The organism is Sphingomonas endophytica, from assembly GCF_014199415.1.
GTDB classification, from domain to species: Bacteria; Pseudomonadota; Alphaproteobacteria; order Sphingomonadales; family Sphingomonadaceae; genus Sphingomonas; species Sphingomonas endophytica.
The window spans coordinates 225,964-251,044 of sequence record NZ_JACIJN010000003.1; the positions used below are offsets into that span (position 1 = coordinate 225,964).

General features: G+C 68.0%; 24 protein-coding genes and 1 tRNA gene. 11 read left to right on the forward strand and 14 right to left on the reverse strand.

Going from position 1 to position 25,081, the window contains the following annotated elements:
- The first annotated feature begins 114 nt into the window (after positions 1–114).
- The 4 genes from FHS97_RS06285 to gltB are packed head-to-tail and all read left to right on the forward strand — an operon-like array spanning position 115 to position 6,842.
- A complete protein-coding gene (locus tag FHS97_RS06285) occupies positions 115–1,554 on the forward strand; it encodes an NAD(P)-dependent oxidoreductase (RefSeq protein WP_184034712.1) in 1,440 nt (479 codons plus the stop codon).
- Positions 1,551–1,847, forward strand: coding sequence for a nucleotidyltransferase domain-containing protein (locus tag FHS97_RS06290; protein WP_184034715.1), 297 nt, complete (start codon positions 1,551–1,553; stop codon positions 1,845–1,847). The genes FHS97_RS06285 and FHS97_RS06290 overlap by 4 nt, the downstream gene beginning before the upstream one ends.
- Positions 1,844–2,335 carry a nucleotidyltransferase substrate binding protein gene (locus FHS97_RS06295; protein ID WP_184034718.1) on the forward strand — a complete coding sequence of 164 codons (492 nt, stop codon included), beginning with the start codon at positions 1,844–1,846 and terminating at the stop codon, positions 2,333–2,335. Before FHS97_RS06290 ends, FHS97_RS06295 begins: the two co-directional genes overlap by 4 nt.
- Positions 2,322–6,842 carry a glutamate synthase large subunit gene (gene gltB / locus FHS97_RS06300; protein ID WP_184034721.1) on the forward strand — a complete coding sequence of 1,507 codons (4,521 nt, stop codon included), beginning with the start codon at positions 2,322–2,324 and terminating at the stop codon, positions 6,840–6,842. The genes FHS97_RS06295 and gltB overlap by 14 nt, the downstream gene beginning before the upstream one ends.
- A 70-nt stretch (positions 6,843–6,912) precedes the next feature.
- On the opposite strand, the gene FHS97_RS06305 is transcribed toward gltB, so the two are convergent.
- The 8 genes from FHS97_RS06305 to FHS97_RS06340 form a co-directional block, all read right to left on the reverse strand.
- Positions 6,913–7,416 carry a hypothetical protein gene (locus FHS97_RS06305; RefSeq protein ID WP_184034724.1) on the reverse strand — a complete coding sequence of 168 codons (504 nt, stop codon included), beginning with the start codon at positions 7,414–7,416 and terminating at the stop codon, positions 6,913–6,915.
- A 141-nt stretch (positions 7,417–7,557) separates the two neighbouring features.
- A complete protein-coding gene (mmsB, locus tag FHS97_RS06310) occupies positions 7,558–8,454 on the reverse strand; it encodes a 3-hydroxyisobutyrate dehydrogenase (RefSeq protein ID WP_184034726.1) in 897 nt (298 codons plus the stop codon).
- The gene (locus FHS97_RS06315) at positions 8,454–8,720 is read right to left on the reverse strand and encodes a hypothetical protein (protein WP_184034728.1); all 267 of its coding nucleotides are present in this window, start codon (positions 8,718–8,720) and stop codon (positions 8,454–8,456) included. Before FHS97_RS06315 ends, mmsB begins: the two co-directional genes overlap by 1 nt.
- Before the next feature lie 11 nt (positions 8,721–8,731).
- Complete coding sequence (locus tag FHS97_RS06320; RefSeq protein ID WP_184034730.1) at positions 8,732–9,508, reverse strand: enoyl-CoA hydratase; 777 nt, start codon at positions 9,506–9,508, stop codon at positions 8,732–8,734.
- A gap of 278 nt (positions 9,509–9,786) precedes the next feature.
- Positions 9,787–10,830 (reverse strand): enoyl-CoA hydratase/isomerase family protein, encoded by a 1,044-nt coding sequence (locus FHS97_RS06325; protein ID WP_184034732.1) that lies wholly within the window; start codon positions 10,828–10,830, stop codon positions 9,787–9,789.
- A gap of 206 nt (positions 10,831–11,036) precedes the next feature.
- Positions 11,037–12,182: an acyl-CoA dehydrogenase family protein gene (locus FHS97_RS06330; protein ID WP_184034734.1), complete on the reverse strand. Its 1,146-nt coding sequence runs from the start codon at positions 12,180–12,182 to the stop codon at positions 11,037–11,039.
- Between the two features lie 11 nt (positions 12,183–12,193).
- Positions 12,194–12,676 carry a hypothetical protein gene (locus tag FHS97_RS06335; RefSeq protein WP_184034736.1) on the reverse strand — a complete coding sequence of 161 codons (483 nt, stop codon included), beginning with the start codon at positions 12,674–12,676 and terminating at the stop codon, positions 12,194–12,196.
- Positions 12,677–12,831: 155 nt separating this feature from the next.
- Complete coding sequence (locus tag FHS97_RS06340) at positions 12,832–14,364, reverse strand: CoA-acylating methylmalonate-semialdehyde dehydrogenase (RefSeq protein ID WP_184034740.1); 1,533 nt, start codon at positions 14,362–14,364, stop codon at positions 12,832–12,834.
- A gap of 82 nt (positions 14,365–14,446) precedes the next feature.
- Here FHS97_RS06340 and FHS97_RS06345 point away from each other — a divergent pair, with 82 nt between their 5' ends.
- The 4 genes from FHS97_RS06345 to FHS97_RS06360 all read left to right on the forward strand — a co-directional run bounded on the left by FHS97_RS06345 (position 14,447) and on the right by FHS97_RS06360 (position 17,454).
- Entirely contained in the window at positions 14,447–15,346 is a 900-nt protein-coding gene (locus tag FHS97_RS06345; RefSeq protein WP_184034744.1) for a LysR family transcriptional regulator, read from the forward strand.
- A gap of 214 nt (positions 15,347–15,560) precedes the next feature.
- Positions 15,561–16,205 (forward strand): PEPxxWA-CTERM sorting domain-containing protein, encoded by a 645-nt coding sequence (locus FHS97_RS06350; protein WP_184034747.1) that lies wholly within the window; start codon positions 15,561–15,563, stop codon positions 16,203–16,205.
- A gap of 44 nt (positions 16,206–16,249) precedes the next feature.
- Complete coding sequence (locus tag FHS97_RS06355; RefSeq protein ID WP_311770341.1) at positions 16,250–16,786, forward strand: L,D-transpeptidase family protein; 537 nt, start codon at positions 16,250–16,252, stop codon at positions 16,784–16,786.
- Between the two features lie 137 nt (positions 16,787–16,923).
- Positions 16,924–17,454 carry a CAP domain-containing protein gene (locus tag FHS97_RS06360; protein ID WP_184034753.1) on the forward strand — a complete coding sequence of 177 codons (531 nt, stop codon included), beginning with the start codon at positions 16,924–16,926 and terminating at the stop codon, positions 17,452–17,454.
- Between the two features lie 278 nt (positions 17,455–17,732).
- On the opposite strand, the gene FHS97_RS06365 is transcribed toward FHS97_RS06360, so the two are convergent.
- Positions 17,733–17,984, reverse strand: coding sequence for a DUF2171 domain-containing protein (locus FHS97_RS06365; protein WP_184034756.1), 252 nt, complete (start codon positions 17,982–17,984; stop codon positions 17,733–17,735).
- Positions 17,985–18,040: 56 nt separating this feature from the next.
- On the opposite strand from FHS97_RS06365, the gene FHS97_RS06370 reads away from it, so the two are divergent.
- Positions 18,041–18,253, forward strand: a complete 213-nt coding sequence (locus tag FHS97_RS06370) for a hypothetical protein (protein ID WP_184034758.1) — start codon at positions 18,041–18,043, stop codon at positions 18,251–18,253.
- Positions 18,254–18,304: 51 nt separating this feature from the next.
- Positions 18,305–19,363, forward strand: coding sequence for a ribonucleotide-diphosphate reductase subunit beta (locus tag FHS97_RS06375; RefSeq protein ID WP_184034761.1), 1,059 nt, complete (start codon positions 18,305–18,307; stop codon positions 19,361–19,363).
- 245 nt (positions 19,364–19,608) lie between these two features.
- Here FHS97_RS06375 and FHS97_RS06380 read toward each other — a convergent pair.
- Positions 19,609–19,685: transfer RNA gene (locus tag FHS97_RS06380), tRNA-Arg, on the reverse strand.
- An 83-nt stretch (positions 19,686–19,768) separates the two neighbouring features.
- On the opposite strand from FHS97_RS06380, the gene FHS97_RS06385 reads away from it, so the two are divergent.
- A complete protein-coding gene (locus FHS97_RS06385; protein WP_184034764.1) occupies positions 19,769–20,269 on the forward strand; it encodes a hypothetical protein in 501 nt (166 codons plus the stop codon).
- Here FHS97_RS06385 and FHS97_RS06390 read toward each other — a convergent pair.
- From FHS97_RS06390 to hemB, 4 genes are all read right to left on the reverse strand, one after another.
- On the reverse strand, positions 20,266–22,458 hold the full coding sequence (locus FHS97_RS06390) for a fused MFS/spermidine synthase (protein ID WP_184034767.1): 2,193 nt from the start codon (positions 22,456–22,458) through the stop codon (positions 20,266–20,268). The genes FHS97_RS06385 and FHS97_RS06390 overlap by 4 nt on opposite strands.
- Positions 22,451–22,987, reverse strand: a complete 537-nt coding sequence (locus FHS97_RS06395) for a GNAT family N-acetyltransferase (RefSeq protein ID WP_184034769.1) — start codon at positions 22,985–22,987, stop codon at positions 22,451–22,453. Before FHS97_RS06395 ends, FHS97_RS06390 begins: the two co-directional genes overlap by 8 nt.
- Before the next feature lie 543 nt (positions 22,988–23,530).
- Positions 23,531–24,052, reverse strand: a complete 522-nt coding sequence (locus FHS97_RS06400; protein WP_184034772.1) for a GNAT family N-acetyltransferase — start codon at positions 24,050–24,052, stop codon at positions 23,531–23,533.
- On the reverse strand, positions 24,049–25,041 hold the full coding sequence (gene hemB / locus FHS97_RS06405; RefSeq protein WP_184034774.1) for a porphobilinogen synthase: 993 nt from the start codon (positions 25,039–25,041) through the stop codon (positions 24,049–24,051). The genes FHS97_RS06400 and hemB overlap by 4 nt, the downstream gene beginning before the upstream one ends.
- Positions 25,042–25,081: the final 40 nt, after the last annotated feature.

The following is a 25,081-nucleotide window of genomic DNA, read 5'->3' on the forward strand; positions in this document are numbered from 1 at the left end:
GTCGCAGCTACTAGCAACTTCGCCCGATATTTAGGTCAGCAATGCTGTCAGTTCTGACGAATTCGGCGTGACAGCGCCTGATCCATATGAGAGGTCGGCGATCGGAGGACACCGATGGCCGACATGCTCAAGTTCGTTGAACGCCCGCAATCCTATCCGGCGAAGCGCGCCGCCGACGCGCGCGCCGAGGATTTCCGCGAGATCGCCGAACGCTATGCCACCCCCGCCGCCGAGGATCAGGCAGGGCGCTGCTCGCAATGCGGCGTGCCTTATTGCTCGGTGCACTGCCCGCTCCACAACCACATCCCCGACTGGCTGCGACTGACCGCGGAGGGCCGGTTGCGCGAGGCCTATGAGCTTAGCAACGCCACCTCGACCATGCCCGAAATCTGCGGCCGCATCTGCCCGCAGGACCGGCTGTGCGAGGGCAATTGCGTCATCGAGTTCAGCGGCCACGGCGCGGTGACGATCGGCTCGGTCGAGAAGTTCATCACCGACACCGCCTGGGAAGAAGGCTGGGTCGAGCCGCTCGTCCCCGGCCCGGCGCGCGGCCAGTCGGTCGGCGTGATCGGCGCGGGTCCGGCCGGGCTCAGCGCCGCCGAATATCTGCGCGGCCACGGCTATGAGGTGCATGTCTACGACCGCCACGACCGCGCCGGCGGGCTGCTGACCTATGGCATTCCCGGCTTCAAGCTCGAGAAGCCGGTGGTGATGCGGCGGGTCGAACGGCTCAAGGCCGGCGGGATCGTCTTCCACGAAGGCTTCGAGGTCGGCCGCGACGCGACTCTCGACGAATTGCGCGCGCGTCACGACGCGCTGCTGATCGCGACCGGCGTCTACAAGGCGCGCGCGATCGACGTGTCGGGCAACGACCTGAACGGCGTCGTCGCCGCGCTGGACTATCTCACCGCGTCGAACCGCAAGAGCTTCGGTGACGTCGTTCCCGAGTTCGAGGACGGTCGGCTCAACGCCGCCGGCAAGAATGTCGTCGTGATCGGTGGCGGCGACACCGCGATGGACTGCGTCCGCACCGCGATCCGCCAGGGCGCGACGTCGGTGAAGTGTCTCTATCGCCGCGACCGCGCCAACATGCCCGGCTCGCAGCGCGAGGTCGCCAATGCCGAGGAGGAGGGCGTCGAGTTCGTGTGGCTCTCCGCCCCGGCCGGTTTCTCGGGCGCGGACGGCAGCGCGACGACGGTCCGCGCCAACCGGATGCGGCTCGGCGCGCCCGACGCAAGCGGCCGCCGCGCGCCCGAGGTCGATCCCGGCGCGGCGGAGGACATGCCCGCCGATCTGGTCATCAAGGCGCTCGGCTTTGACGCCGAGGAACTGCCGCGGCTGTGGGGCGCGCCCGAACTGGGCGTGACGCGCTGGGGCACGGTGCTGGTCGACAGCAAGACGCTGATGACCAGCCTCGATGGCGTGTTCGCGGCGGGCGACATCGTGCGCGGTGCGTCGCTGGTGGTGTGGGCGATCCGCGACGGCCGCGACGTCGCGGCGACGATGCACCAGCATCTGAAGGCGAAGGCCAAGGCGGCGAAGGTGGCGGCGTGAGGCTTGAACCCGGCGAAGCGGAGGCGATCCGGCGCGCCGCGCGTCGGGCGTTCGGCCCCTCGGCTGTGGTCCGGCTGTTCGGCAGTCGCACCAGCGATGCGCGCAAGGGAGGCGACATCGACCTCCACGTCGAAGTCGAGGAAGATATCAGCGAATTGGCTGCACGTGCCCGCTTCGATGAGGCATTGTTCGCGCAAATAGAAGAGCAGAAGGTGGACGTTGTGATGCATCGTCGCGGCGAACCGCCGTCCGCGATAGACTTGATCGCGCTACGCGACGGGATCATCTTGTGACACGCGACGGCGAAATCGCGATGCTGCGTGAGCATCTGGCGACGGTCGCCCGCCTTGCCGACCGGCTTGTCGTGCTGCGCGCGCGGCTGGAATCGATCATGCCCATCGACGCCGATCGGATGCGTAGCCTCGATCCGGACCGCGACATCGACGTGCTGGCCTTCCTGAAAACGTTCGAGCAGTTGGAAGACACGCTCGGTCGTACCCTGAAGACGATCGCCATGCTGATGCAACTCGGCAAGGTCGAGCGACTGACGCCGCGTGACGTGGCCCAGCGCGCTGCCGCACTTGGCGTGATCGACGATCCGAGGGTCTGGGCCGATGCGGTGCGAGTCCGCAATGAATTGGCCCATGAATACCCCCTGCGTCCCGACAAGCAGGCCGCGCAGGTCAACGCCGCATGGGAGAAGAGCGAAATCCTCTTCGCCACGCGGCTATCCATCGACAATTTCGTAGAGCGGGAAAGGCTTCTTCATGGCGACATCTGATCGCAACCGCCAGTATCTCGCCGAGCACGGCATGTACCGCCCCGAGTTCGAGGGCGATGCCTGCGGTGTCGGCCTCGTCGCCGCGACCGACGGCAAGCCGTCGCGCCGCGTCGTCCAGTCGGCGATCGACGCACTGAAGGCGGTGTGGCACCGCGGCGCGGTCGACGCCGACGGCAAGACCGGCGACGGCGCGGGCATCCACGTCGATTTGCCGGTGCGCTTCTTCGACGATTGCGTCGCCGCCAGCGGCCACAAGCTGATGCCGAACCGGCTCGCGGTCGGCATGGTGTTCCTGCCCCGCACCGATCTGTCGGCGCAGGAAACGTGCCGCACGATCGTCGAATCCGAAGTGATCGGCGCCGGCTACACCATCTATGGCTGGCGGCAGGTGCCGGTCGACGTGTCGGTGATCGGGATGAAGGCGCAGTCGACGCGCCCCGAGATCGAGCAGATCATGATCGCCGGTCCGCTGCCCGGCGACGTGTCGGCGGAGGAGTTCGAGAAGAACCTCTATCTGGTGCGCCGCCGGATCGAAAAGCGCGTGATCGCGGCGCAGATCCAGGGCTTCTACGTCTGCTCGCTGTCGTGCCGCTCGATCATCTACAAGGGGCTGTTCCTCGCCGAGAGCCTGTCGGTCTTCTACCCCGACCTGACCGATGCGCGCTTCGAGAGCCGCGTCGCGATCTTCCACCAGCGCTATTCGACCAACACCTTCCCGCAATGGTGGCTGGCGCAGCCGTTCCGCTGCCTCGCGCACAATGGCGAGATCAACACGATCCGCGGCAACAAGAACTGGATGCTCAGCCACGAGATCCGCATGGCGTCGATCGCGTTCGGCGAGCATTCGGAGGACATCAAGCCGGTGATCCCGGCCGGCGCATCGGACACCGCCGCGCTCGACGCGACGTTCGAGGCGATCTGCCGTTCGGGCCGCGACGCGCCGACCGCCAAGCTGATGCTGGTGCCCGAGGCGTGGCAGAAGAGCACCGACACGCCCGACAGCCATGCGGCGATGTATCAATATCTCGCCTCGGTGATGGAGCCGTGGGACGGCCCGGCCGCGCTGGCGATGACCGACGGGCGCTGGGCGGTCGGCGGGGTCGACCGCAACGCGCTGCGCCCGCTGCGTTACACGCAGACCGCCGACGGGCTGCTGATCGTCGGGTCGGAGGCCGGGATGGTGGTGGTGCCGGAGAGCACCGTGCTCGCCAAGGGCCGGCTCGGGCCGGGGCAGATGATCGCGGTCGACCTTCAGGAAGGGCGCGTGCTGCTCGACCGCGAGGTCAAGGACCGGATCGCCGGCGAGCAGGATTATGCCGCGATGATCGGCGAATTCTCGACGATGGCCGATCTGCCCCCCGCCCCTGCCGACAGCGTCACCCGCTATGACCGCGCCGATCTGGCGCGGCGGCAAGTCGCGGCCGGGCAGACGATTGAGGACATGGAGCTGATCCTCTCGCCGATGGTCGAGACCGGCAAGGAAGCGATCGGCTCGATGGGTGACGACACGCCGCTGGCGGTCATCTCCGACAAGCCGCGGCTTATCAGCCAGTTCTTCCGGCAGAATTTCGCGCAGGTCACCAACCCGCCGATCGATCCGCTGCGCGAGCGCTACGTCATGTCGCTCAAGACGCGCTTCGGCAATCTCGCCAACATCCTCGACACCGAGGACCGGCGCGAGCGCGTGCTGGTGCTCGACAGCCCGGTGCTGACCTCGACCGACTGGGCGCGGCTGAAGGCCTATTTCGGCAATGCCGCCGCCGATATCGACTGCACCTTCGAGGCAGGCGGCGGCGCGGAGCGGCTGCGCGCCGCGATCCAGCGCATTCGCAACCAGGCCGAACAGGCGGTGCGCGAGGGCAAGAGCGAGCTGTTCCTCACCGACGAGCGCATCGACGAGGACCGCGTCGCGATCCCCGGCGTGCTCGCGGCCGCCGCAGTGCACACGCATCTCGTCCGACGCGGCCTGCGCTCCTATGCCTCGATCAACGTCCGCGCCGCGGAATGCCTCGACACGCATTATTATGCGGTGCTGATCGGCGTCGGCGCGACGACGGTGAACGCCTATCTCGCCGAGGCGGCGATCGCCGATCGCCACGCGCGCGGGCTGTTCGGCAAATTGTCGATGGAAGAGTGCACCGCACGCCACAAGAAGGCGATCGAGGAAGGGCTGCTCAAGATCCTGTCGAAGATGGGGATCGCGGTCATCTCCTCGTATCGTGGCGGCTATAATTTCGAGGCGGTGGGCTTGAGCCGCGCCTTGGTCAACGACCTGTTCCCCGGCATGCCCGCCAAGATCAGCGGCGAGGGCTATGCCTCGCTGCACGTCAACGCGACCGACCGGCACGAGGCCGCCTACGATCAGGCGGTGGCGACGCTGCCGATCGGCGGCTTCTATCGCCAGCGGCACACCGGCGAGGCGCATGCCTATTCCGCGCAGCTGATGCACCTGCTCCAGACCGCGGTGTCGACCGACAGTTATTCGAGCTACCTGCAATTCTCGCGCGGGGTGTCGGACCTGCCGCCGATCTATCTGCGCGACCTGCTTCAGTTCAACTTCCCGAACGAGGGCGTGCCGGTCGATCAGGTCGAGGCGATCACCGAGATCCGCAAGCGCTTCGTCACCCCCGGCATGTCGCTGGGCGCGCTGAGCCCCGAGGCGCATGAGACGCTGGCGATCGCGATGAACCGGATCGGCGCGAAGGCGGTGTCGGGCGAGGGCGGCGAGGACAAGGTCCGCTACACGCCGTATGACAATGGCGACAACGCCAATTCGGTCATCAAACAGGTCGCGTCGGGGCGCTTCGGCGTCACCGCGGAATATCTCAACGCCTGCGAGGAGATCGAGATCAAGGTCGCGCAGGGCGCCAAGCCCGGCGAGGGCGGGCAGCTGCCCGGCTTCAAGGTCACCGAGTTCATCGCCAAGCTGCGCCATGCGACGCCCGGGGTGACGCTCATCAGCCCGCCGCCGCACCACGACATCTATTCGATCGAGGATCTCGCGCAGCTCATCTACGACCTGAAGCAGATCAACCCGCGCGCGCGCGTCTGCGTCAAATTGGTGTCGTCGGCCGGGATCGGCACGGTCGCGGCGGGCGTGGCCAAGGCGCACGCCGACGTGATCCTCGTCTCCGGCCATGTCGGCGGCACCGGCGCTTCGCCGCAGACCAGCATCAAATACGCCGGCACCCCGTGGGAAATGGGGCTGTCCGAGGTCAATCAGGTCCTGACGCTCAACGGGCTGCGCGGGCGGATCAAGCTGCGCGCCGACGGCGGGCTCAAGACCGGGCGCGACATCGTGATCGCCGCGATCCTCGGCGCAGAGGAATTCGGGATCGGCACGCTCAGCCTCGTCGCGATGGGCTGCATCATGGTGCGCCAGTGCCACAGCAACACCTGCCCGGTCGGCGTCTGCACGCAGGACGAGGCGCTCCGGGCTAAGTTCGTCGGCACGCCCGAAAAGGTCATCAACCTGATGACCTTCATCGCCGAGGAAGTCCGCGACATTCTCGCACGGCTCGGCGTCCGCAGCCTCGACGAGATCATCGGCCGCACCGAATTGCTGCGGCAGGTCAGCCGCGGCGCCGAGCATCTCGACGACCTCGACCTCAACCCGATCCTCGCCAAGGTCGATGCGACCGATGCCGAGCGCCGCTTCAGCCTGTCGACGTTCCGCAACGACGTCCCCGACAGCCTCGACGCGCAGATCATCAAGGACGCGGCGGCGGTGTTCTCGCGCGGCGAGAAGATGCAGCTCACCTATTCGGTGCGCAACACGCACCGCGCGGTCGGAACGCGGCTGTCGAGCGAGATCACGCGCACCTTCGGCATGTCGAAGCTTGCCGAAAACCACGTCACGATCCGGCTGCGCGGCTCGGCGGGGCAATCGCTCGGCGCGTTCCTGTGCAGCGGCGTGACGCTGGAAGTGTTCGGCGACGCCAACGATTATGTCGGCAAGGGGCTGTCGGGCGGCAAGATCGTCGTCCGCCCGGCGGTGTCGTCGCCGCTGCGCAGCCAGGAGAACACCATCCTCGGCAACACCGTTTTGTACGGCGCGACCAGCGGCAAATTGTTCGCGGCGGGTCAGGCCGGTGAGCGATTCGCGGTTCGCAACTCGGGCGCGACGGTGGTGGTCGAGGGCTGCGGCGCGAACGGCTGCGAGTATATGACCGGCGGCACTGCGGTGGTGCTGGGCGAGGTCGGCGCGAACTTCGGCGCGGGCATGACCGGCGGGATGGCGTTCATCTACGATCCGACCGGCAGCTTCGCGCGTCGCGCCAACCCCGAGAACATCGTGTGGCAGCGCGTCGCCGCCGCGCATTGGGAAGAAGTGCTGCGCGCGTTGGTCGCCGAACATGCCGAGGTGACCGACAGCCGCTGGTCGCGCGGGCTGCTCGACGACTGGGATCGCACGTTGGGCTCGTTCTGGCAGGTGATCCCGCGCGAGATGCTCACCCGGCTCAGCCACCCGCTCGACGACGCCGAGACGCTGGAGGCTGCGGAGTAACTTCCCTATTCGTCATTGCGCGTGCAGCGAAGCAATCCAGAGCCGGACCATGACGCCCTGGATTGCTTCGCTACGCTCGCAATGACGCTCTACGTGCGCGCCACCGCCACAGCGCCGCGGCGGCCAGCGCCAGCACCGGCCAGCCGCCATCGGTGCGCCACAGATACCCCACCCCCGCCACGGCCACCGCGAGCGTCAGCAACGCCGCGGTCGCCGGTGCATGGAGCCGCCGCGCGAGCCACGCCGCCATCGCCAATGCGGCCAGCGCGTTGAGCGCCAGCCACCAATATGACGCCCCCGCCGACAGCGCCCCGACCAGCGGCAGCTTGACGGTCGCATAGCCGATCATCCGGTTCGGAAACGTGTCCGCGGCGAGGTGCAGCCCGGTCCCGGCCCCGACCCCGCACGCCGCCGGATGCCAGCGCCGCCGCGCGAGCAGCGCACACGCCGGCACGATGCTATGCGTCAGCGCGCTGCGATGCCCGAGCCACAATCGCAGGTCGAGATCGGGGAGCGTCAGCCCGACCAGAAAGGCGACGAAGGTAACAAGCGCGGCGATCAGGGCGGGCGGCATGTCGGCGCAGGTGCCACGCGCGCGCGATGGCGTCCACGGGGACCGGCGGGCGAGTGACCCGCTCCGCCTCAATCGTCGCCCCGGACTTGATCCGGGCCCCGCTTCCTTCCCTGCCGTAGAAGAAGAAAACGGGATCCCGGATCAAGTCCGGGGTGACGGCTGCGTTTCCTCCAGCATCCGGATGATTCCCGAAAAATCCAGCCCGCCCTGCCCCGCATCGACGAACTGCCGGTACAGGTCGCGCGCGCGGGTCCCCATCGGCACCTGCGCCGCCGCCGCGTCCGCCGCGGCCATCGCGAGCTCGAGATCCTTGAGCATCAACGCCCCCGCGAACCCGCCCTGATAGTCGCGATCGGCGGGCGACTCCGGCCCGACCCCCGGCACCGGGCAATAAGAGGTCATCGACCAGCTCTGCCCGGTCGCCTTGCTCGAAATGTCGTAGAAGGTCTGCGCCTCCAGCCCGAGCTTCTCCGCCAGCGCGAACGCCTCGCACGTCGCCGCCATCGTCGCGCCGAGAATCAGATTGTTGCACAGCTTCGCGACCTGCCCCGCGCCGCTGTCGCCGGCATAAATCACCGCCTTGCCCATATCCTCAAGGAACGGCCGCGCCCGCTCGAACGCCGCCGCCGGTCCGCCGACCATGAAGGTCAGCGTTCCCGCCTGCGCCGCCGCGATCCCGCCCGACACCGGCGCGTCGACCGCCGCGATCCCGCGCGCCGCCGCCTCGCCGGCGATCCGTCGCGCCGTGGCGAGGTCGATCGTCGAACAGTCTATCAGCACCGTATCGACCGCGACATCGGACAGGCTCTCGGCATAGACCTGCGCGACATGCGCGCCAGCGGGCAGCATCGTCACCACCGCCGCCGCGCCATCGGCGGCCTCGCGGGCCGAGGCCACCGGCAGGCACCCCGCCGCCCGCGCCGCGTCGAGCGCCGCCGCCGACAGGTCGAAGGCGCGGACGTCATGCCCCTTCTTCGCCAGATTGGCGGCCATCCCGCCGCCCATATTGCCGAGCCCGATGAAGCCGACGCGCGCCATTACGCGATCCTCGCGCGCGGCCGCAGCAGCGCGGCGGCCCCGGCCCCGAGCAGCGCCAGCAGCGCGACCCCGACGAACGTCCCGGCGAAGGTGATCGCCACCGCCTCGAACCGCGCCGACACCGACGCGAGCATCGCGACGATCATCGCGGTGGCGCCGAGCAGCCCGACGGCCCCCGCCGCCTTCAACGCGCCCCAGCGCAGCACCCACGCCGCCGCCGCGCCCGCGACGACGATCGCCAGCACCATCAGGATCACCACGGTCATTGTTGCTTCTCCTATTTGCCCGTCCATTGCCCGGGGCGCTTCTCGACGAACGCCGCCATGCCTTCCTTCTGGTCGGCGGTGCCGAACAGCCCGTGGAACAGCCGCCGCTCGAACTGCACGCCTTGCGCCAGCGTCGTCTCGAACGCGGCGTTGACCATTTCCTTGTTCGCCAGCACCGCCAGCGGCGCCATGTCGGCGATCGTCTGTGCGGTCCTCACCGATTCCTCGACCAGCTCGGCGGCGGGGACGATCCGGCTGACCAGCCCGGCGCGTTCCGCCTCGGCGGCGTCGATCATCCGCCCGGTCAGACACATCTCCATCGCCTTGGCCTTGCCGACCGCGCGCGCCAGCCGCTGCGACCCGCCCATCCCCGGCGTCACCGCCAGCTTGATCTCGGGCTGGCCGAACTTCGCGGTATCGGCGGCGAGGATGAAGTCGCACATCATCGCCAGCTCGCACCCGCCGCCCAGCGCATAGCCGGCGACCGCGGCGATGATCGGCTTGCGCGTCTGCGTCAGCCGTTCGTAGCCGCCGAAAAAATTGCCGCCGTACATCTCGGCGAAGCCCTGCGCGGACATCTCCTTGATGTCCGCACCGGCCGCGAACGCCTTCTCGCTGCCGGTCAGCACCGCGCAACCCTGCGTCGCGTCGGCGTCGAACGCAGCCAGCGCCGCGAGCAGCTCGGCGAGCACCTGCGAATTGAGCGCGTTGAGCGCCTTGGGCCGGTTGAGCGTGATAAGCGTCACGCCGCCGCGCTGCTCGACCATCAGGGTGTCGTATTCGGCCATCTGCCACTTCTCCCGTCGCCCCTGCGCAGGCAGGGGGCCATGTCTGTCTAGTCATCGATCACCGGCAGGACACAAGCGCGCCAAGCCTGTGTCCATCGGCTTGGAAAACGCCACAGACATGGGCCCCTGCCTCCGCAGGGGCGACGGCGGTATAGGAACGCTCCCATCCCGCCACCTCCGTCGCTCCTGCGCAGGCAGGAGCCCATGTCTGTCGAGTCCATCAACCCGGCCTGCCGCGCGCACGTCACGCATGTGTCCTCGACCTCGCGCCACACACATCACCCCGGCGTCCACGCCTCATCCTCGGGGAGCGGCGCAAAGATGCGGTCGATCATGTGATCGCTCACCCCCTCGACGGTGGCCGGCTCCCAGCGCGGCGCATTGTCCTTGTCGACGATCAGCGCGCGGACGCCCTCGACGAAATCCGGCCGCTGCACGACGCGGCACGCGACCGCATATTCCTGCCGCATCTCGTCGGCGAACGTCGCCATCCCCGCGGCGTCCTTGAGCAATTTGAGCGACACCTTCATCGCCTGCGGCGACTTGGTGGCGAGCGTCACCAGCGTCGCCTGCGCGAAGTCGCAGCCATCGGCCTGCAACGTCGCGAGCACCTCCTCCAGATCGTCCGCCGTGAACAGCCGGTCGATTGCGTCGCGGCGGGCGAGCAACTTCGGCTCGGGCGCCTCCACGGCCAGCCCGGCCAGCGCCGCGTCGATCGCATCCGGCGCAGCGACGATCCGCGCCTTGGCCGCCTCGACCGACGCGGCCGGCAGATAATGCGTCGCCAGCCCGAGCGCGAGCGCCTCCGCACCGTCGAGCCGCGCGCCGGTCAGCGCCAGATATTGCCCGATCCGCCCCGGCAGCCGCGACAGATACCAGCCGCCGCCGACGTCGGGGAACAGGCCGATCCCGGTTTCGGGCATCGCCAGCCGCGTGTTCTCGGTCGCGACACGGTAACGGCACGGCTGCGACACGCCAACTCCGCCGCCCATCGTCACGCCGTCCATGAAGGCGACCGTGTCCTTGACGTAGGTGAACAGCCGGTGGTTCATGCGATATTCGGTATGGAGGAAGGCGCGCGCCTCCGCCCCGTCGCCGGCGCCGCTGCCGGCGAGCATCCGGATGTCGCCGCCCGCGCAGAAGCCACGCCCCTCTGCATGGTCGATCATGACGCAGCGCACCGCCGCGTCGCCGCGCCACGCCTCCAGCGCGTCGAGGATCTCCTGACACATGGTGGTGGTGAGCGCGTGGAGCGCCCTCGGCCGGTTGAGCCGGATGAGGCCGACCGGGCCTTGGGTGGTCGTGATCAGATCCTGCGTCATCGTCTCTCCCGCCCTCGCCCCTGCGAGGGGAGAGGGATACCGCAGCTTGGCGGCACCGCCGCCTAGCGAAGGTTGGGTGAGGGGTGAGCGAGCCTACGGCTCGCGCGATCGCATCGCGATCGCTTACCCCTCACCCAGCTACGACTAGGCAGCAAGCTGCCAAGTCTCCGCATCCCTCTCCCCTTGCATGGGCGAGGGACAATAGCTCATTGCCGCACCAGCTCGCGGCCGACGATCATCCGCATCACCTGGTTCGTGCCCTCGAGGATTGAGTGGACGCGGAGGTCGCGCCAGAAGCGCTCGATCGGATAGTCCATCAGATAGCCGTAGCCGCCGTGGAGTTGCAGCGCACGGTCGACCACGCTCGATCCGGTATCGGTCGCCAGCCGCTTCGCCATCGCCGCGAAGCGTGTCTTGTCGGGCGCGCCCGCACTCACCTTGGCGGCGGCGACGTAGAGCAGGCAGCGCGCCGCCTGCAATTCGGTCTCCATGTCGGCGAGCATGAACTGCGTGTTCTGGAACTCGCTCAGCGCCGTCCCGAACTGGTGGCGGTCCCTGGTATAGGCGATCGCCTCATCCAGGCAGCGCTGCGCCCCGCCCAGCGAGCACGCCCCGATGTTGAGCCGCCCGCCGTCGAGCCCCGCCATCGCGAAGCGGAAGCCCTCGCCTTCCGCGCCGACGCGGTTGGCGACCGGCACGCGGACATTGTCGAACGTCACCGCGCGCGTAGGCTGCGCATGCCAGCCCAGCTTGCGCTCGTTCGCGCCGAACGACACACCGGGCATGTCCCGCTCGATCACGAGGCAGGATATTCCCTTCGGTCCGTCGACACCGGTGCGCACCATCGTGACGTAAAGCTCGTTTTCTCCGGCACCGGAGATGAATTGCTTGGTCCCGTTGACGACATAATGGTCACCATCGCGGCGCGCACTCGTCTTCAACGCCGCCGCGTCGGACCCCGAGCCCGGCTCGGTCAGACAATAGCTGGCGATCCGCTCCATCGTCACCAGATCGGGTAGATAGCGCGCCTTCAGCTCCGCCGAACCATAGCGGTCGATGATCCAGCTCGCCATATTATGGATGGAAATGAACGCGCTGGTCGTCGGACAGCCATAGGCCATCGCCTCCATGATGAGCGCCGCCTCCAGCCGCCCGAGATTGATGCCCCCGCTCTCCTCGCTGACGTAGATCGCGGCGAAGCCCAGCTCGGCCGCCGCCTTGATCGTGTCGCGCGGGAAGATGTGCCGTTCGTCCCATTCCGCCGCGAACGGCGTGATGCGATCGGCGGTAAAGCGTTGCGCCAGCGCCTGAATTTCGCGCTGCTCGTCGGTCAGGTCGAATTGGTCGGTCATGCTCAATATCCTCAGCAGCGGCGGTAGCGCTGCGTGGCGGTCGGGCTGGTGCGCACCAGAGCGGTGCCGCCGGCGTCGAGCCGGTAGATCTCACGGGTTTGAAAGCTCTGCCCTTTTCCCGAAAAGCGCAGGTCGGCTACCACTTCCTGCGGGCTGCGGCGGTCCATGCGCTGCACGCGGGCGCGCGTTTCGTGGAAGCGGATCGTGTCGGCGTCGATGTTGATGCGCCCGGTCGCTTCGGTGTTGGCCAGCTCGCAATCATTGTTGCCCGCGCCCCAATAACCAAGGAATTCCGTGGGAAAGGCGCGGTCGCGTGCGGCAGTGGGCGTGCTGCGGGCGACCGGCACGCCGGTGCGCGCGGTCGATGCGGCACCGTTCTGAGCCGCCGCCTGCTCGATCGCCGCCTGCGCTGCGGCTTCCTTTTCGGGGACGTCGACACGATTATAGTCGGCGTCGTGACCGGAGCATGCGGCGAGCGTCAGCATCAGCGCCACGCCCCATCGCCGGTCCGGCGCGCGCCGCGCGCGGGTAAGACCGCAACTCCGTTGGCCGAGGGCCGGACGCGCGCGACATGCGGTATCGTGCGACGGCGGCATGCACCGAACGGCTTCAGAATCAAACGTCTTGGCTCGCCCGTGCATCGCGTCTCTCACTCCATGGTCGGAATGACGAACGCATCCTGCACACGGCTGGGTCCACCGTCCTCGCTGCCGCGCGGCAACGCCGAGCCGTCGGGCCAGCGTTGCGTCACGGTCTTGATTCGGGTCCAGAATTTGACGCCCTCGACGCCATGCTGGTTGGTGTCGCCGAACCCGCTGCGCTTCCAGCCGCCGAAGGTGTGATAGGCGACCGGCACCGGGATCGGCACGTTGATCCCGACCATCCCGACATTGACCCGCGCCGCGAACTCGCGCGCGGCATGGCCGTTGCGCGTAAAGATCGCCACGCCGTTGCCATATTGATGCTCGCTCGGCAGCCGCACCGCGGTCTCGAAATCGGGCGCCCGGACGATCTGGAGGACCGGGCCGAAGATCTCCTCCTTATACGCCTGCATGTCGGGGGTGACATGATCGAACAGGCTGGGGCCGATGAAGAAACCCTGTTCATGCCCCTGCAACGCGAAGCCGCGACCGTCGACGACCAGCTCGGCGCCCTCGTCTACGCCGGTCTGTATCCAGTTGGCGACCCGCTCGCGATGCGCGGCGTTTACCACCGGGCCGTAATGCGCCTCGGCATCGGTCGAGACGCCGACGCGCAGCGCTTCGATCGCCGGGAGCAGTTTCTGCCGCAACGCCTCGGCGGTCCTATCGCCGACCGGCACCACCACCGGCAGCGCCATGCAGCGCTCGCCCGCCGAGCCGAACGCCGCACCGGACAGATCGGCGACGACCTGGTCGAGATCGGCGTCGGGCATGACGATGCCGTGGTTCTTCGCCCCGCCCATCGCCTGGACGCGCTTCCCCGCCGCGACGCCGCGGCGGTAGACGTGATGCGCGATGTCGCTCGACCCGACGAAGCTGACCGCGCCGATCGCGGGATGGTCGAGGATCGCGTCGACCATCTCCTTGTCGCCGTGGACGACCTGCAGCACGCCCTCGGGCAGCCCGGCCTCCTGCATCAGCTCGGCGAGCCGCACCGGGACGCTCGGATCGCGCTCGCTCGGCTTGAGAATGAAGGCGTTGCCGCACGCGATCGCGACGCCAAACATCCACATCGGGATCATCGCCGGGAAATTGAACGGGGTGATGCCCGCGCCGATCCCGATCGGCTGACGCATCGAATAAACGTCGATCCTCGGCCCTGCCCCCTGCGTATAGTCGCCCTTGAGCACATGCGGGATGCCGCAGGCGAATTCGATCACCTCCAGCCCGCGCTGGATATCGCCCCGCGCGTCCGCAATCACCTTGCCGTGTTCGGAGGACAGCAGGTGCGCCAGCGCATCCATGTTCGCCTCGACCAGTTCCTTGAAGCGGAACATGACCCGCGCGCGTCGCTGCGGGTTGATCGCCGCCCATGCCGGCTGCGCAGCCTGCGCCGCCGCGACCGCACGGTCGAGATCGGCGGCGGTGCCGAGCACCACCTGCGCCTGCACCTGCCCGGTGTTCGGGTCGAAAATGTCGGCGGTGCGCGCCGCCGCGGCCCCGCCGCCACTACCCGCGATATGATGGTCGAGCTGGCGCATCGCATCTCTCTCCTGTGTTGCCGACGGGTGTGCGCCCCGCATGGTTTGCAGGCAAGCGACAAATCTGCAACGTTCACCTGCAATGACGCAGCCTTTGCCGTGGAACGACTTACAGGACTTTCTCGCGGTCGCGCGCGCCGGGCAGATCGCGCGCGCCGCCGCGTTGATCGGGGTCGACGCCACGACGATTGGCCGCCGGCTGCGGCGGCTGGAGGCGCGGCTCGGCCGCACCCTGTTCGAGCAGACGCGTGAGGGACAGGTGCTCACCGAGGCCGGCGAGGCTCTGCTCGCACAGGTCGAGGAGATGCAGAATGCCGCCGAGCGGATCGTCGAGACGCGTGGCCCGGCCGAGGCGCTATCGGGGTTGCTGCGCGTCAGCGTTTCGGAGGGGTTCGGCACGTGGCTGATCGCCGAGCATCTCCATGAATTCGCGGCGCAGCATCCCGCGCTGACGGTCGACCTCGCCGCCAGTTCGGGGTTCCTCAGCCCGTCGCGCCGCGAGGCGGACGTGGCAGTGCTGCTCGCGCGACCGCGACACGGGCCGGTCGTCGCCGGGAAGCTCTCCGACTATGCGCTGCACCTTTACGCCGCCCGCGCGATGATCGAGCATCTCGGCGCGGTGACGCGCGAATCGCTCGGGGATCGTCATCCGATGGTCGGCTACATTCCCGACCTGCTCTATTCGCCCGAGTTGCGGTTCGTCGACGATCTCGGCCCGCTGCCCGCACCGACGTTGCGCAGCTCCAGCATCAATGCACAGGCGCGACTGATCGCCACCGGTGCTGGGATCGGCGTGTTGCCGCACTTCATCGGCGGCGGGATGCCCGATCTCGTGCGCGTGCTGCCCGAGGTCACCATTCATCGGACCTTCTGGCTGGTTACGCACCGCGACACGCGACAATTGCGCCGGGTTCGGTCCTTTTCGGCATGGCTCGGCGGACTCGTCACAAAGCACCACGCGCGACTCGACCCGCCGCGTTAACTTTTCGCTGCGCCGTTAACCTTTGGATCAATTATTAACGGCATGCTGTCATAGCTTCACGGCGGGCCACTCGTCGGTGACGTATCGGCCACACCGGGTCGGTAATGCGCCCTATGTCTCGATTTCGGCACACATTTTACTGGACTTACGGAGAGACGACGGCAGAACAGCGTTACACGCCGCACGGACTATTTGACGGGATTCGATCGATCGGATGAAGAACTGGCGCTCCCTTTTCGCCTCCATCTCGCGCGCATCGCTGGTGCGTGCGGCGGTTGCGCTGGGCGTCGGCGGATCGGCCATCGGTGGCTATGCCGGGCTCGGGCTGCTCGGCGGCACCGTGCCGTTCGCCGAGGCGATGAACCTGCCGGCGGCGCTGGCGGTGTTGCCCGATCCGCTGTCGATCATGACGGCGCGTTCGCCCGGTGAGCGCGGCCATGGCGCGATGTTCAACGTCAAGCAGACCAAGCGCCCGCGTCAGCTCGCGAACGTCCGGCCGCGAGGCCCGCGTGAGCGCGTGCTGAGCACCGTCCGTGAGCGTAGCCCCGCGGGCATCGTGCCCGGCGGCGATCTGCCGATCGTGCCCGCCGGCTTCGTGCCCGATCTCGCGCCGGTAACGCCCGACGCTTTGGGGCCGCTCGGCCCTGGCGGCGGCGACTCGTTCGGCCCGCCGCCGGTCTTCCCGACCGGTCCGGGTGGCAACATCCCGGGCGTGCCCGGTCCGACGCCGACCCCGACGCCGGTCACCCCCGGGCCGGCGGTGCCCGAGCCCGCGACCTGGGCGATGATGACCCTCGGCTTCGCGATCACCGGCCTTGCGATCCGTCGCCGCAAGCGGACGCGCGCCACCGTCGCATGATCCGGCACCGGCTTTGCGCCGTCGCACTCGCTTTGGCGGCTGGCGTGCCGGCCGCGCAGGCGACAACCACCGCCACGACGATCGGCACCTATGGGGCGCGGTTCCGCTATCCGGCCGGGCGCGAGGGTGCGTTGCCGATGACCGGCGGCGCGGCGTTGCGGGTGCGCAGCCTGCTTGCGATCCGCAAGCCGATGCGGTTCGGCGATTACGTCTGGAACGACCTCGGGGTGCCCGCGACCGGCACCGTCCGCGTCCGCGTCGATCTGCCGCGCCAGACGGTGTCGGTGTTTCGCGACGGACATGAGATCGGCACCGCGGTCATCCTGTACGGCACCGATCACAAGCCGACACCGACCGGCACCTTCCCCATCCTGATGCGCGCGCGCCAGCACCAATCGTCGCTGTACGATGCGGAGATGCCTTATATGCTGCGGCTCACCAACGACGGCGTCGCGATCCATGCCAGCTCGGTCCGGCGCGGCTCGGCGACGCACGGCTGCATCGGCGTGCCGCTGTCGTTTGCGCAATTGCTGTTCGATCAGGTCGCGCGCGGCGATCTGGTGACCATCGTCGGGACGTGAGTAGATCTGCCGCAAATTCGGTAAGTTAACCGGTGGCGGGCCGCAGATATGAAGATGCGCTAACCAGATTCCCTAACCGCCGGTAAGGACCGCACGCGGTAATTTCTCCTGGTCATCAGGAAGAGGTTACCCGGCCCATGCCGCGTTCCACCCCGCGTCGCCGCCCGTTGCTCGTCGCCCTTGCCGCATTGCTGTGCGCACCGGCGCTGACCGGCGCGGCGAGCTATTCCAACACCTTCGACGCCCGCGTGCTCGCGGCGCACAATGCGGAGCGCGCCGCGCTCGGCATTCCGCCACTGCGCTGGAACCCCGAACTGGTCGGCTCGGCGCACGCCTGGGGCCAGTATCTCGCCACCACCGGCCGTTTCGAACACGCGCCCGAGCGGCGCATCGATCCGGAGGGTGAAAACCTCTGGGCGGGAACGCGCGGCTATTACACACCGGAGGCGATGGTCGGCGGCTGGGCGCGCGAGAAGCGCTACTTCAAGCCCGGTGCCTTCCCGAACAACAGCACCACCGGCCGCGTCGCGGATGTCGGCCATTATACGCAGTTGATGTGGCGCGACACGGTCGAGGTCGGATGCGCGCTGGCGCGCGGACATGACGAGGACGTCCTGGTGTGCCGCTACAAGAACGCCGGCAACTACCGCGGCGAGCGGCCGTTCTGACGCAGCCCCGCACCGACGATCTGGTGTTCGCTCCGATTACCGCCCACAATCTGTAGCGTCTGCGGCCACCTTCGCGTATTATGGCCGTGAGATCATCGTGACTCGCCGGGCTTCCGTCGATCATGGTGAAAGGGCTCCGCAGCGGAGCCCGACGCGGTCGTAGGGACGGGCAACAGCGGATGCAGGGTGACACGCCTCGGCAGGCAAACGAAACCCCGGCGCGCCTCGTGGCGGCCGGGGTCGTCGTGCGTCGCCGGGCGGTCAGCGCGGCGCGCGCGTCACTCGTCTTCCTCGAACAGGTCCTGCGCGTTCTGCCCGGTCGCGGACAGCCGCACGGTGTCACCTTCGACCGCCGCGACCAGGCCGACCGGCAGGTAGTGGTGCTTGGCGCCCTGCCCGTCTTCGGTGGACGGCGAGTCGTTCTTGGTCAGCTTGATACGGTCGCCGTCGACATGGTCGACGGTGCCGACGTGCACGCCGTCCGCGCCGATCACTTCGGCATGTTCCTTGATCTGGCTGACATCGACCATCGTCGTTCTCCTTGGTTGGGTTCGGGCGGCAAACGCGCCGCACCGGCTTTGGTCGCATGACCGAAACGCTGCCGCTGCAATCCGCGATCATGTTCGCGGTTGCTGCCGTCTTCCTGCTCGCCGGGGCGTGGCTGCTGATCCAGTTGCGGCACCCGCAGGGGCCGGCGCGCGTCTATGTCTATCGAATGGTCGGGATCATGGCGCTGGCGGGGGGTAGCGTGCTGGCGATGTCGGCCTGGGCGATGTGGCGATGGAGCCTCGAAGCCTGATCGTACCGTTCGTCGATAAATTTTTCTGAATATCTTTCACCGGAGCACATCATGCCGCTTCTTCAGGCGTCCAAACAGTACAAGCCCTTCGAATATCCGTGGGCGTTCGAATATTGGAAGCGCCAGCAGCAGCTGCACTGGCTGCCGGAGGAAGTGCCGCTCGGCGAGGATTGCCGTGACTGGGCGCAGAAGCTCACCGACCACGAGCGCAACCTGCTGACGCAGATCTTCCGCTTCTTCACGCAGGCCGACGTGGAAGTGCAGGATTGCTATCACGAAAAATATGGCCGCGTGTTCAAGCCAACCGAGATCAAGATGATGCTGACCGCGTTCAGCAACATGGAAACGGTGCATATCGCGGCTTACTCGCACCTGCTCGACACGATCGGGATGCCGGAAAGCGAATATGGCGCATTCCTCGAATATGCCGAGCTGAAGGAGAAGCATGATTACATGCAGAACTTCGGCGTCGACAGCGACGAGGATATCGCGCGGACGCTGGCGATGTTCGGCGGCTTCACCGAGGGCGTGCAGCTGTTCGCCAGCTTCGCGATGCTGATGAACTTCCCGCGCTTCAACAAGATGAAGGGCATGGGGCAGATCGTCACCTGGTCAATTCGCGACGAGAGCCTGCATTGCGAGGGCATCATCAAGATGTTCCACACCTTCTGCGCCGAGCGGCAGTGCCTGACCAAGGCGGTGAAGGACGACATCGCCGACGTGTGCCAGACGACGATCCGGCTCGAGGACAATTTCATCGACCTCGCGTTCGAAATGGGTCCGGTGAACGGAATGACCGCGAAGGACATCAAGAAATATATCCGCTACATCGCCGACTGGCGGATGGGGCAGTTGGGGCTGAAGCCGATCTACATGATCGACGAGCATCCGATCCCGTGGTTGATCCCGATGCTGAACGGCGTCGAACATGCCAATTTCTTCGAGACGCGCGCGACCGAATATTCCAAGGCCGCGACGCGCGGGCAGTGGAACGACGTCTGGGACAGCTTTGACAAGCGCCAGAAGGCGAAGGTCTCGACCGCCGCGGCCAACGAAGATCCCGTTGAAATGGCCGACATGTTCTCGCGCGCCGGGCTCGCCGCCGAATAAGCGCGACCACCTCGACGATCAGCCAAAGGGCCGTGGCGTGGCGACACGTCGCGGCCTTTGCGCGTAAGGGCGAGAAAGCGTTAGCGGAAGCATGCGCAAGATCATCGCTGCGGCGGGCGAAGTCACGGTGTGGGATGGAGCGTTGATCGCTGGTGCGGAAGTGCCGAGGATAAACAACGCGCATGAAAAAAGGGGCAGCTTGCGCTGCCCCTCTATTTCCACTGACTTTCCCCCGGGAGGAAAAGTGGTGCGCCCGGAACGATTCGAACGTCCGACCCTCAGATTCGTAGTCTGATGCTCTATCCAGCTGAGCTACGGGCGCCCTGTGGAGCGGCGCTGTTACGCGGCGAATCGGATGCGCGCAAGGGCATTGCGCCACTTTTTTTGCGCCTCTAGGCAAAAAACATGCTCCGCGCCCTCATCCCGCCCGCTTCGTTCGCGCTCCTCGCCGCCTGTGCGAGCGATCCGACCGTCTATCCATCGCTCGCGCCGCGTCCGGTCGAGAAGCTCGGCTTCGCGGAGCCAGCGACGCCGCCGCCGGCCCCTGCGGCGCAAGATCCTGCGCTGGATGCGAAATTGATAGCGGTGACCGCGAGGGGCGACGCCGCCGCGCGCGACTTCGACCGTGCGACGGCGCGCGCCGCGACGCTGACGCGCGCTGCGAGGGGAGCGAAGGTCGGCAGCGATGCATGGATCGCGGCGCAGACCGCGATCGCCGACCTCGACGCGCTCCGGTCGAGCTATGGAGATACGGTGGGAGCGCTCGATGACCTTGCCAGCACGCGCGCCGCGGCGTTGCAGCCCGCCTATCCCGCGCTCGAACAAGCACTTGCTGCCGCACGCGCCGCTGCAGAAGCACAGACCGCACGCATCCACGCGCTCGCCGGCGCGCTGCCGGGCGCCTAGAAGGTCAGCAGCGGCAGGATGCTGGCATAATCGTCGGTCCACGGCGTAAAGCCCGGGCGGCGCACCAGATTTTTCCAGTCGCCCTCGTCACCCGCCACCAGGGCGAGCGTCCAGGGATCGCGGGTCATCACCACCCACGAAGACGGCGTTTCCTCCTCCTGGAGCAGCGACGGGCGGTGGTCGAGGATCAGCGCCTGCCACCCGCCGGCGCGCGCGGCGGCAGCGACGACAGGGCGAAGATTGACGAAACGGTTCGAGATATGGACCGCCAGAACGCCGTGCGGGGCCAGAACGCGCGCATATGCGGCAAAGGCTTCGCGCGTCAGGAGGTGCATCGGGACCGCATCTGACGAGAAAGCGTCGAGCGCGAGCACGTCCAGGCTCGCCGGGGGCGCACGTTCGAGCGATAATCGCGCGTCGCCGAGCACCATCGTCGCCTCCGGTGCGCAATCCGCCACGAACGTGAAGCGTCGGGCGCGCGTCAGTGCCACCATCGCGGGATCGATCTCGAAGAACCGCCAGCGCTGCCCCGGCTGCGCGTAGCAGGCGAGCGTGCCTGTCCCCAGCCCGACCACGCCGATCCGCGCGCCCGGCCCGAACAAGGTCGGCGCGGCGCGCATCACGCGCCCGACGCCCGAATCGGGGGTGTAGTAAGTGGTGGGCGTCCGCTCGCGCGCGGGGGTGCCGGTCAGCTGGACGCCGTGGAGCGTGGTGCCGTGGATCAAGGTGCGGCGGCGTGCTTCGTCGGCGACGGTGTAGACGCCGAAATAGCTGCGCACCCGCGCGCCGGGCTCGAGCGAGAGCGACAGCGAGCGGATGCCGCCGAACAGCAGCAGCCCGCTGGTCAGCACCAGCAGATACGGGACGCGCGCGCCCAGCGACGCCAGCCCCCCGAGCGCGACCAGCGTGAAGATCACGCCCGGATGCCGCACCTCGCGAAAGCCGGTCGGATCGCGCGACAGCACCAGCAGCGCGATGCCGAGCGCGCCGACGATCAGCACCGCCCCCGCGACAATCATCCCGCGGCGATGCCAGAACGCGCGCAGCGCGGGGGTGAGATAGGTCTGCGGCACCAGCGCGCCTGCCGCGACGATCAGCAGTGGATATTCCCACGTCCAGTCGAACAGGGTCGGCGCGATCAGCCCGGCGAACGCCCCGCCCAGCGCGCCACCGAACGACATGGCGAGATAGAAGCCGGTCAGCCGCGCCGGCTCGGGGCGCAGGCGGTAGAGCTGGGTGTGGAGCGCGACCGAGATCATGAACAGCAGGATCAGCGCGGTGATCGCGCTGAACGTCGCGCGTTCCGCAAAGCCGCCCATCAGCACGCCGCCGAACAGCACGATCGTCACCGGCGCGGTGTTGGTCAGCAGGTCGGCAACCCCCCGCCGCGCGGCAAAGGCGATCGAGAAGCTGAGCAGGTACAGCGACAGCGGGATCACCCAGAGCAGCGGCATCGCGACCAGATCGGTGCTGACGAAGGTGCTGGTCGCCAGCATCATCCCCGAGGGCACGAAGCCCAGCGCGATCCAGCGCGCCATCCGCGCGCGGCCCGGCGGCGCGTCGAGCGCCTGTTCGCGCGCCGGCTCGCGCCCGGCGGGCAGCAGCCGTGCACAGGCCGCCACGAGCACGATCAGCAGCAGATAGCCCGCGCTCCACAGCCACCGCTGGCGCGTGACGCTCAGCAGCGGCTCGACGAGCAGCGGAAAGGCGAGCAGCCCGGCGAAGCTGCCAAAATTGGACGCGGCATAGAGCGCATAGGGGTCACTGCCCGGCCGGGCGCTGGCGAACCAGCGCTGCATCAGCGGCGCCTGGGCCGAGACCGCGAAGAACAGCGGCCCGATCGAGACGACGAACAGATACGGCACCCACAGGGCCGGCTCGGCCCCGGCGGGGAGCACGCGGTCGCTGAGCCCGATCGGCAGGAACGCGCAGGCGGCGAGCAGCACGAGCAGATGAACGATGCCCTGCCGGCGCGGCGCGACACGCCCGAGCAGGTGCGCATAGCCATAGCCGCCGAGCAGCAGCGCCTGATAGACGAGCATCGCCGAGTTCCACACCGCGGGCGCGCCGCCGAGCCGCGGCAAGGCGATCCGCGCGATCATCGGCTCGACGAGGAACAACAGGAACGAGCCGGTGAGGATCGTCGCGACGAACAGCCCCCGCCCGCGCGCCGTGGCGGCGTCAGCCATTCAGCGGGTGGTCGATGCGGTAGAGGACGTGGCGGCGCAAGGGACTGTCCGGGGCAAGATCGGGATGGTCGAAATCACCATCCTCAACGCGCGTCATGCCGAGCCGCTCCATCAATCCCCAGCTCCGGCGATTGGCGGGGACGGTGATCGCGTAGACCGTGTCGGTGCCGCGTTCCCACTCGGCGGCGAGCACCGCGCGCGCCGCTTCAGTCGCCAGCCCCTGCCCCCATGCCGCGCGCGCCAGTCGCCAGCCGATCTCGGGGAGCCCGGCGATCGGGCTGCCCGCCGGGCCGGGCTCGACGCCGCAGAAGCCGATGAAGGCGCGATCCGCTCTGCGCTCCATCGCCCAGAAGCATCGGCCGAAGGTTCGCGCGGTCTCGTTCGCCTCGTGCAGCATGGCGCGCGCGCCTGCGATGGTCGTCTCCGGGCCGAGATAGCGCATCACCTCGGCGTCCTGTCCCATCGCGTGGAACGGCGCGACATCCGCCGCGCGCCACGCGCGCAGGATCAGGCGTTCGGTGCCGATCACGGATGGTCGATCCGGCGGGTCGCGGTGCCTCCCGAGGTCGGATCGAGCGGGTAAGTCGCGGGCACATCGTTCCGGGTCAGGCACGAACATTCTATCCACGCCGCGAACCGTGGCCCGGCGCGGCCGCGCGGATACACAGCCGCTCCCTTTTGCCGCAGCTGCGGCGGTCATTTCCGCAAAAGCGGTGCTGGTGCCGACTGCCCATGCGATCGTCAGTACGGGGCGGCCTAGTTCGCTTGCAAGTCCCCGACTACAAACCCTCGATCAAGGATGACTTGACATTGGAATAATGGTGACGTGAGGTCGAGCCTGCCATTCGTCATTGCGAGCGTAGCGAAGCAATCCAGGGCGTCCTGATCCGGCTCTGGATTGCTTCGCTGCGCTCGCAATGACGGCTGAGTTGTTGCGCAAAGAAGAAGCGGGACGCCGGATCAAGTCCGGGGCGACGACGGACGGGTGTTCGGGTCGCGGAATCGGCAGCGCTTTCGCGAAATCTCGATATCGATCACCCCACGCGCGCAGGTCCAGCCGCGTCGTTTCCGACTAGGGACGATCGATCCGATACGTCACGCTGTCGGCAAGTGCCGGGTCGTCGGGGTATTTGGGGTGGAGAAAATCCATCTCGGGCACGTGGCGCATCCCGAGCCGGTCCATGACACGCTGGCTGGCGGTATTGCGCCGCCCGGTGATCGCGTAGACCGCCGCCTCGTGGCGGTTCGCCCAGGCCCAGTCGAGCCAGCCCGCCGCCGCCTCGGGCGCATAGCCGCCGCCCCACCAGTCGCGGCCGATCATCCAGCCGATCTCCAGCAGCCCCGCGATCGGCGTGTCGGGCGCGCCCGGCTTGAGCCCGACGTGGCCGATCACCTGCCCGTCGTCGCGGCGCTCGACCACGCCGAAGCCGAGCGGGGCATAGCCGCGATGGCGTTCCAGCACCGCAAGGCACGCCGCCTGATCCTTCGGGCCGCCGAGGTCGGCGGTGACCAGCGGATCGCCCCACATCGCGAACAGCGCCGCGTGATCGGCGGGCGTCGGCGGCCGCAGGATCAGGCGGGCGGTTTCGATCACGCGCCGAGCAGCCGTGCCGCCAGCGGCGCGTGATAGGTGAGCACGCCCGAACAGCCGGCGCGCTTGAACGACAGCAGCGTCTCCAGCACCATCGCATCGCGATCCGCCGCGCCCGCCGCCACCGCGGCCTCGATCATCGCATACTCGCCCGACACCTGATAGGCGAACACCGGCACCACGAACGCCTGTTTCACCTTGGCGACAATGTCGAGATACGGCAGCCCGGGCTTGACCATCACGCTGTCGGCACCCTCGGCGAGATCGAGCCCGACCTCACGCAGCGCTTCCTCGGCATTGGCCGGGTCCATCTGATAGGTGGTCTTGTCGCCCTTCAGCAGCCCGCGGCTGCCGACCGCGTCGCGGAACGGGCCGTAGAAGGCCGAGGCATATTTGGCGGCATAGGCCATGATCTGGACGTTGACGAAGCCCTCCTGCTCCAGCGCGCTGCGGATCAGCCCGACGCGGCCGTCCATCATGTCGCTGGGCGCGATCACGTCCGAGCCGTTGCGCGCCTGATTGAGCGCCTGCTGCACCAAAGCATCGACGGTGCTGTCGTTGGTGACATAGCCGCGCGCGTCGACCAGCCCGTCGTGGCCGTGGGTCGTATAGGGATCGAGCGCGACATCGGTGAGCAAACCGATGTCGGGCACCGCATCCTTGATCGCGCGCAACGCCTGACACATCAGATTGTCGGGATTGATCGCTTCCGCGCCATCGTCGCTGCGGCGGCCGGACTGCGTGTTGGGGAACAGCGCGAGGCACGGGATGCCGAGCGCCGCGGCTTCCTTCGCGCGCGCGACGATCCGGTCGACCGACCAGCGCGACACGCCGGGTAGCGCGGCGATCGGCTCCTCGACGTCGTGCCCCTCGGTAATGAACAGCGGCCAGATCAGATCGGCCGGGGTGAGCACATTCTCGGCATGGAGCCGGCGGCTCCAGGCGGCGGCACGGGTGCGGCGCAAGCGCAGCGCGGGATAAGCGGCGTGCATGGCCAGCGCTTTCCCGCAATCCGACTTTCCATGCAAGCGT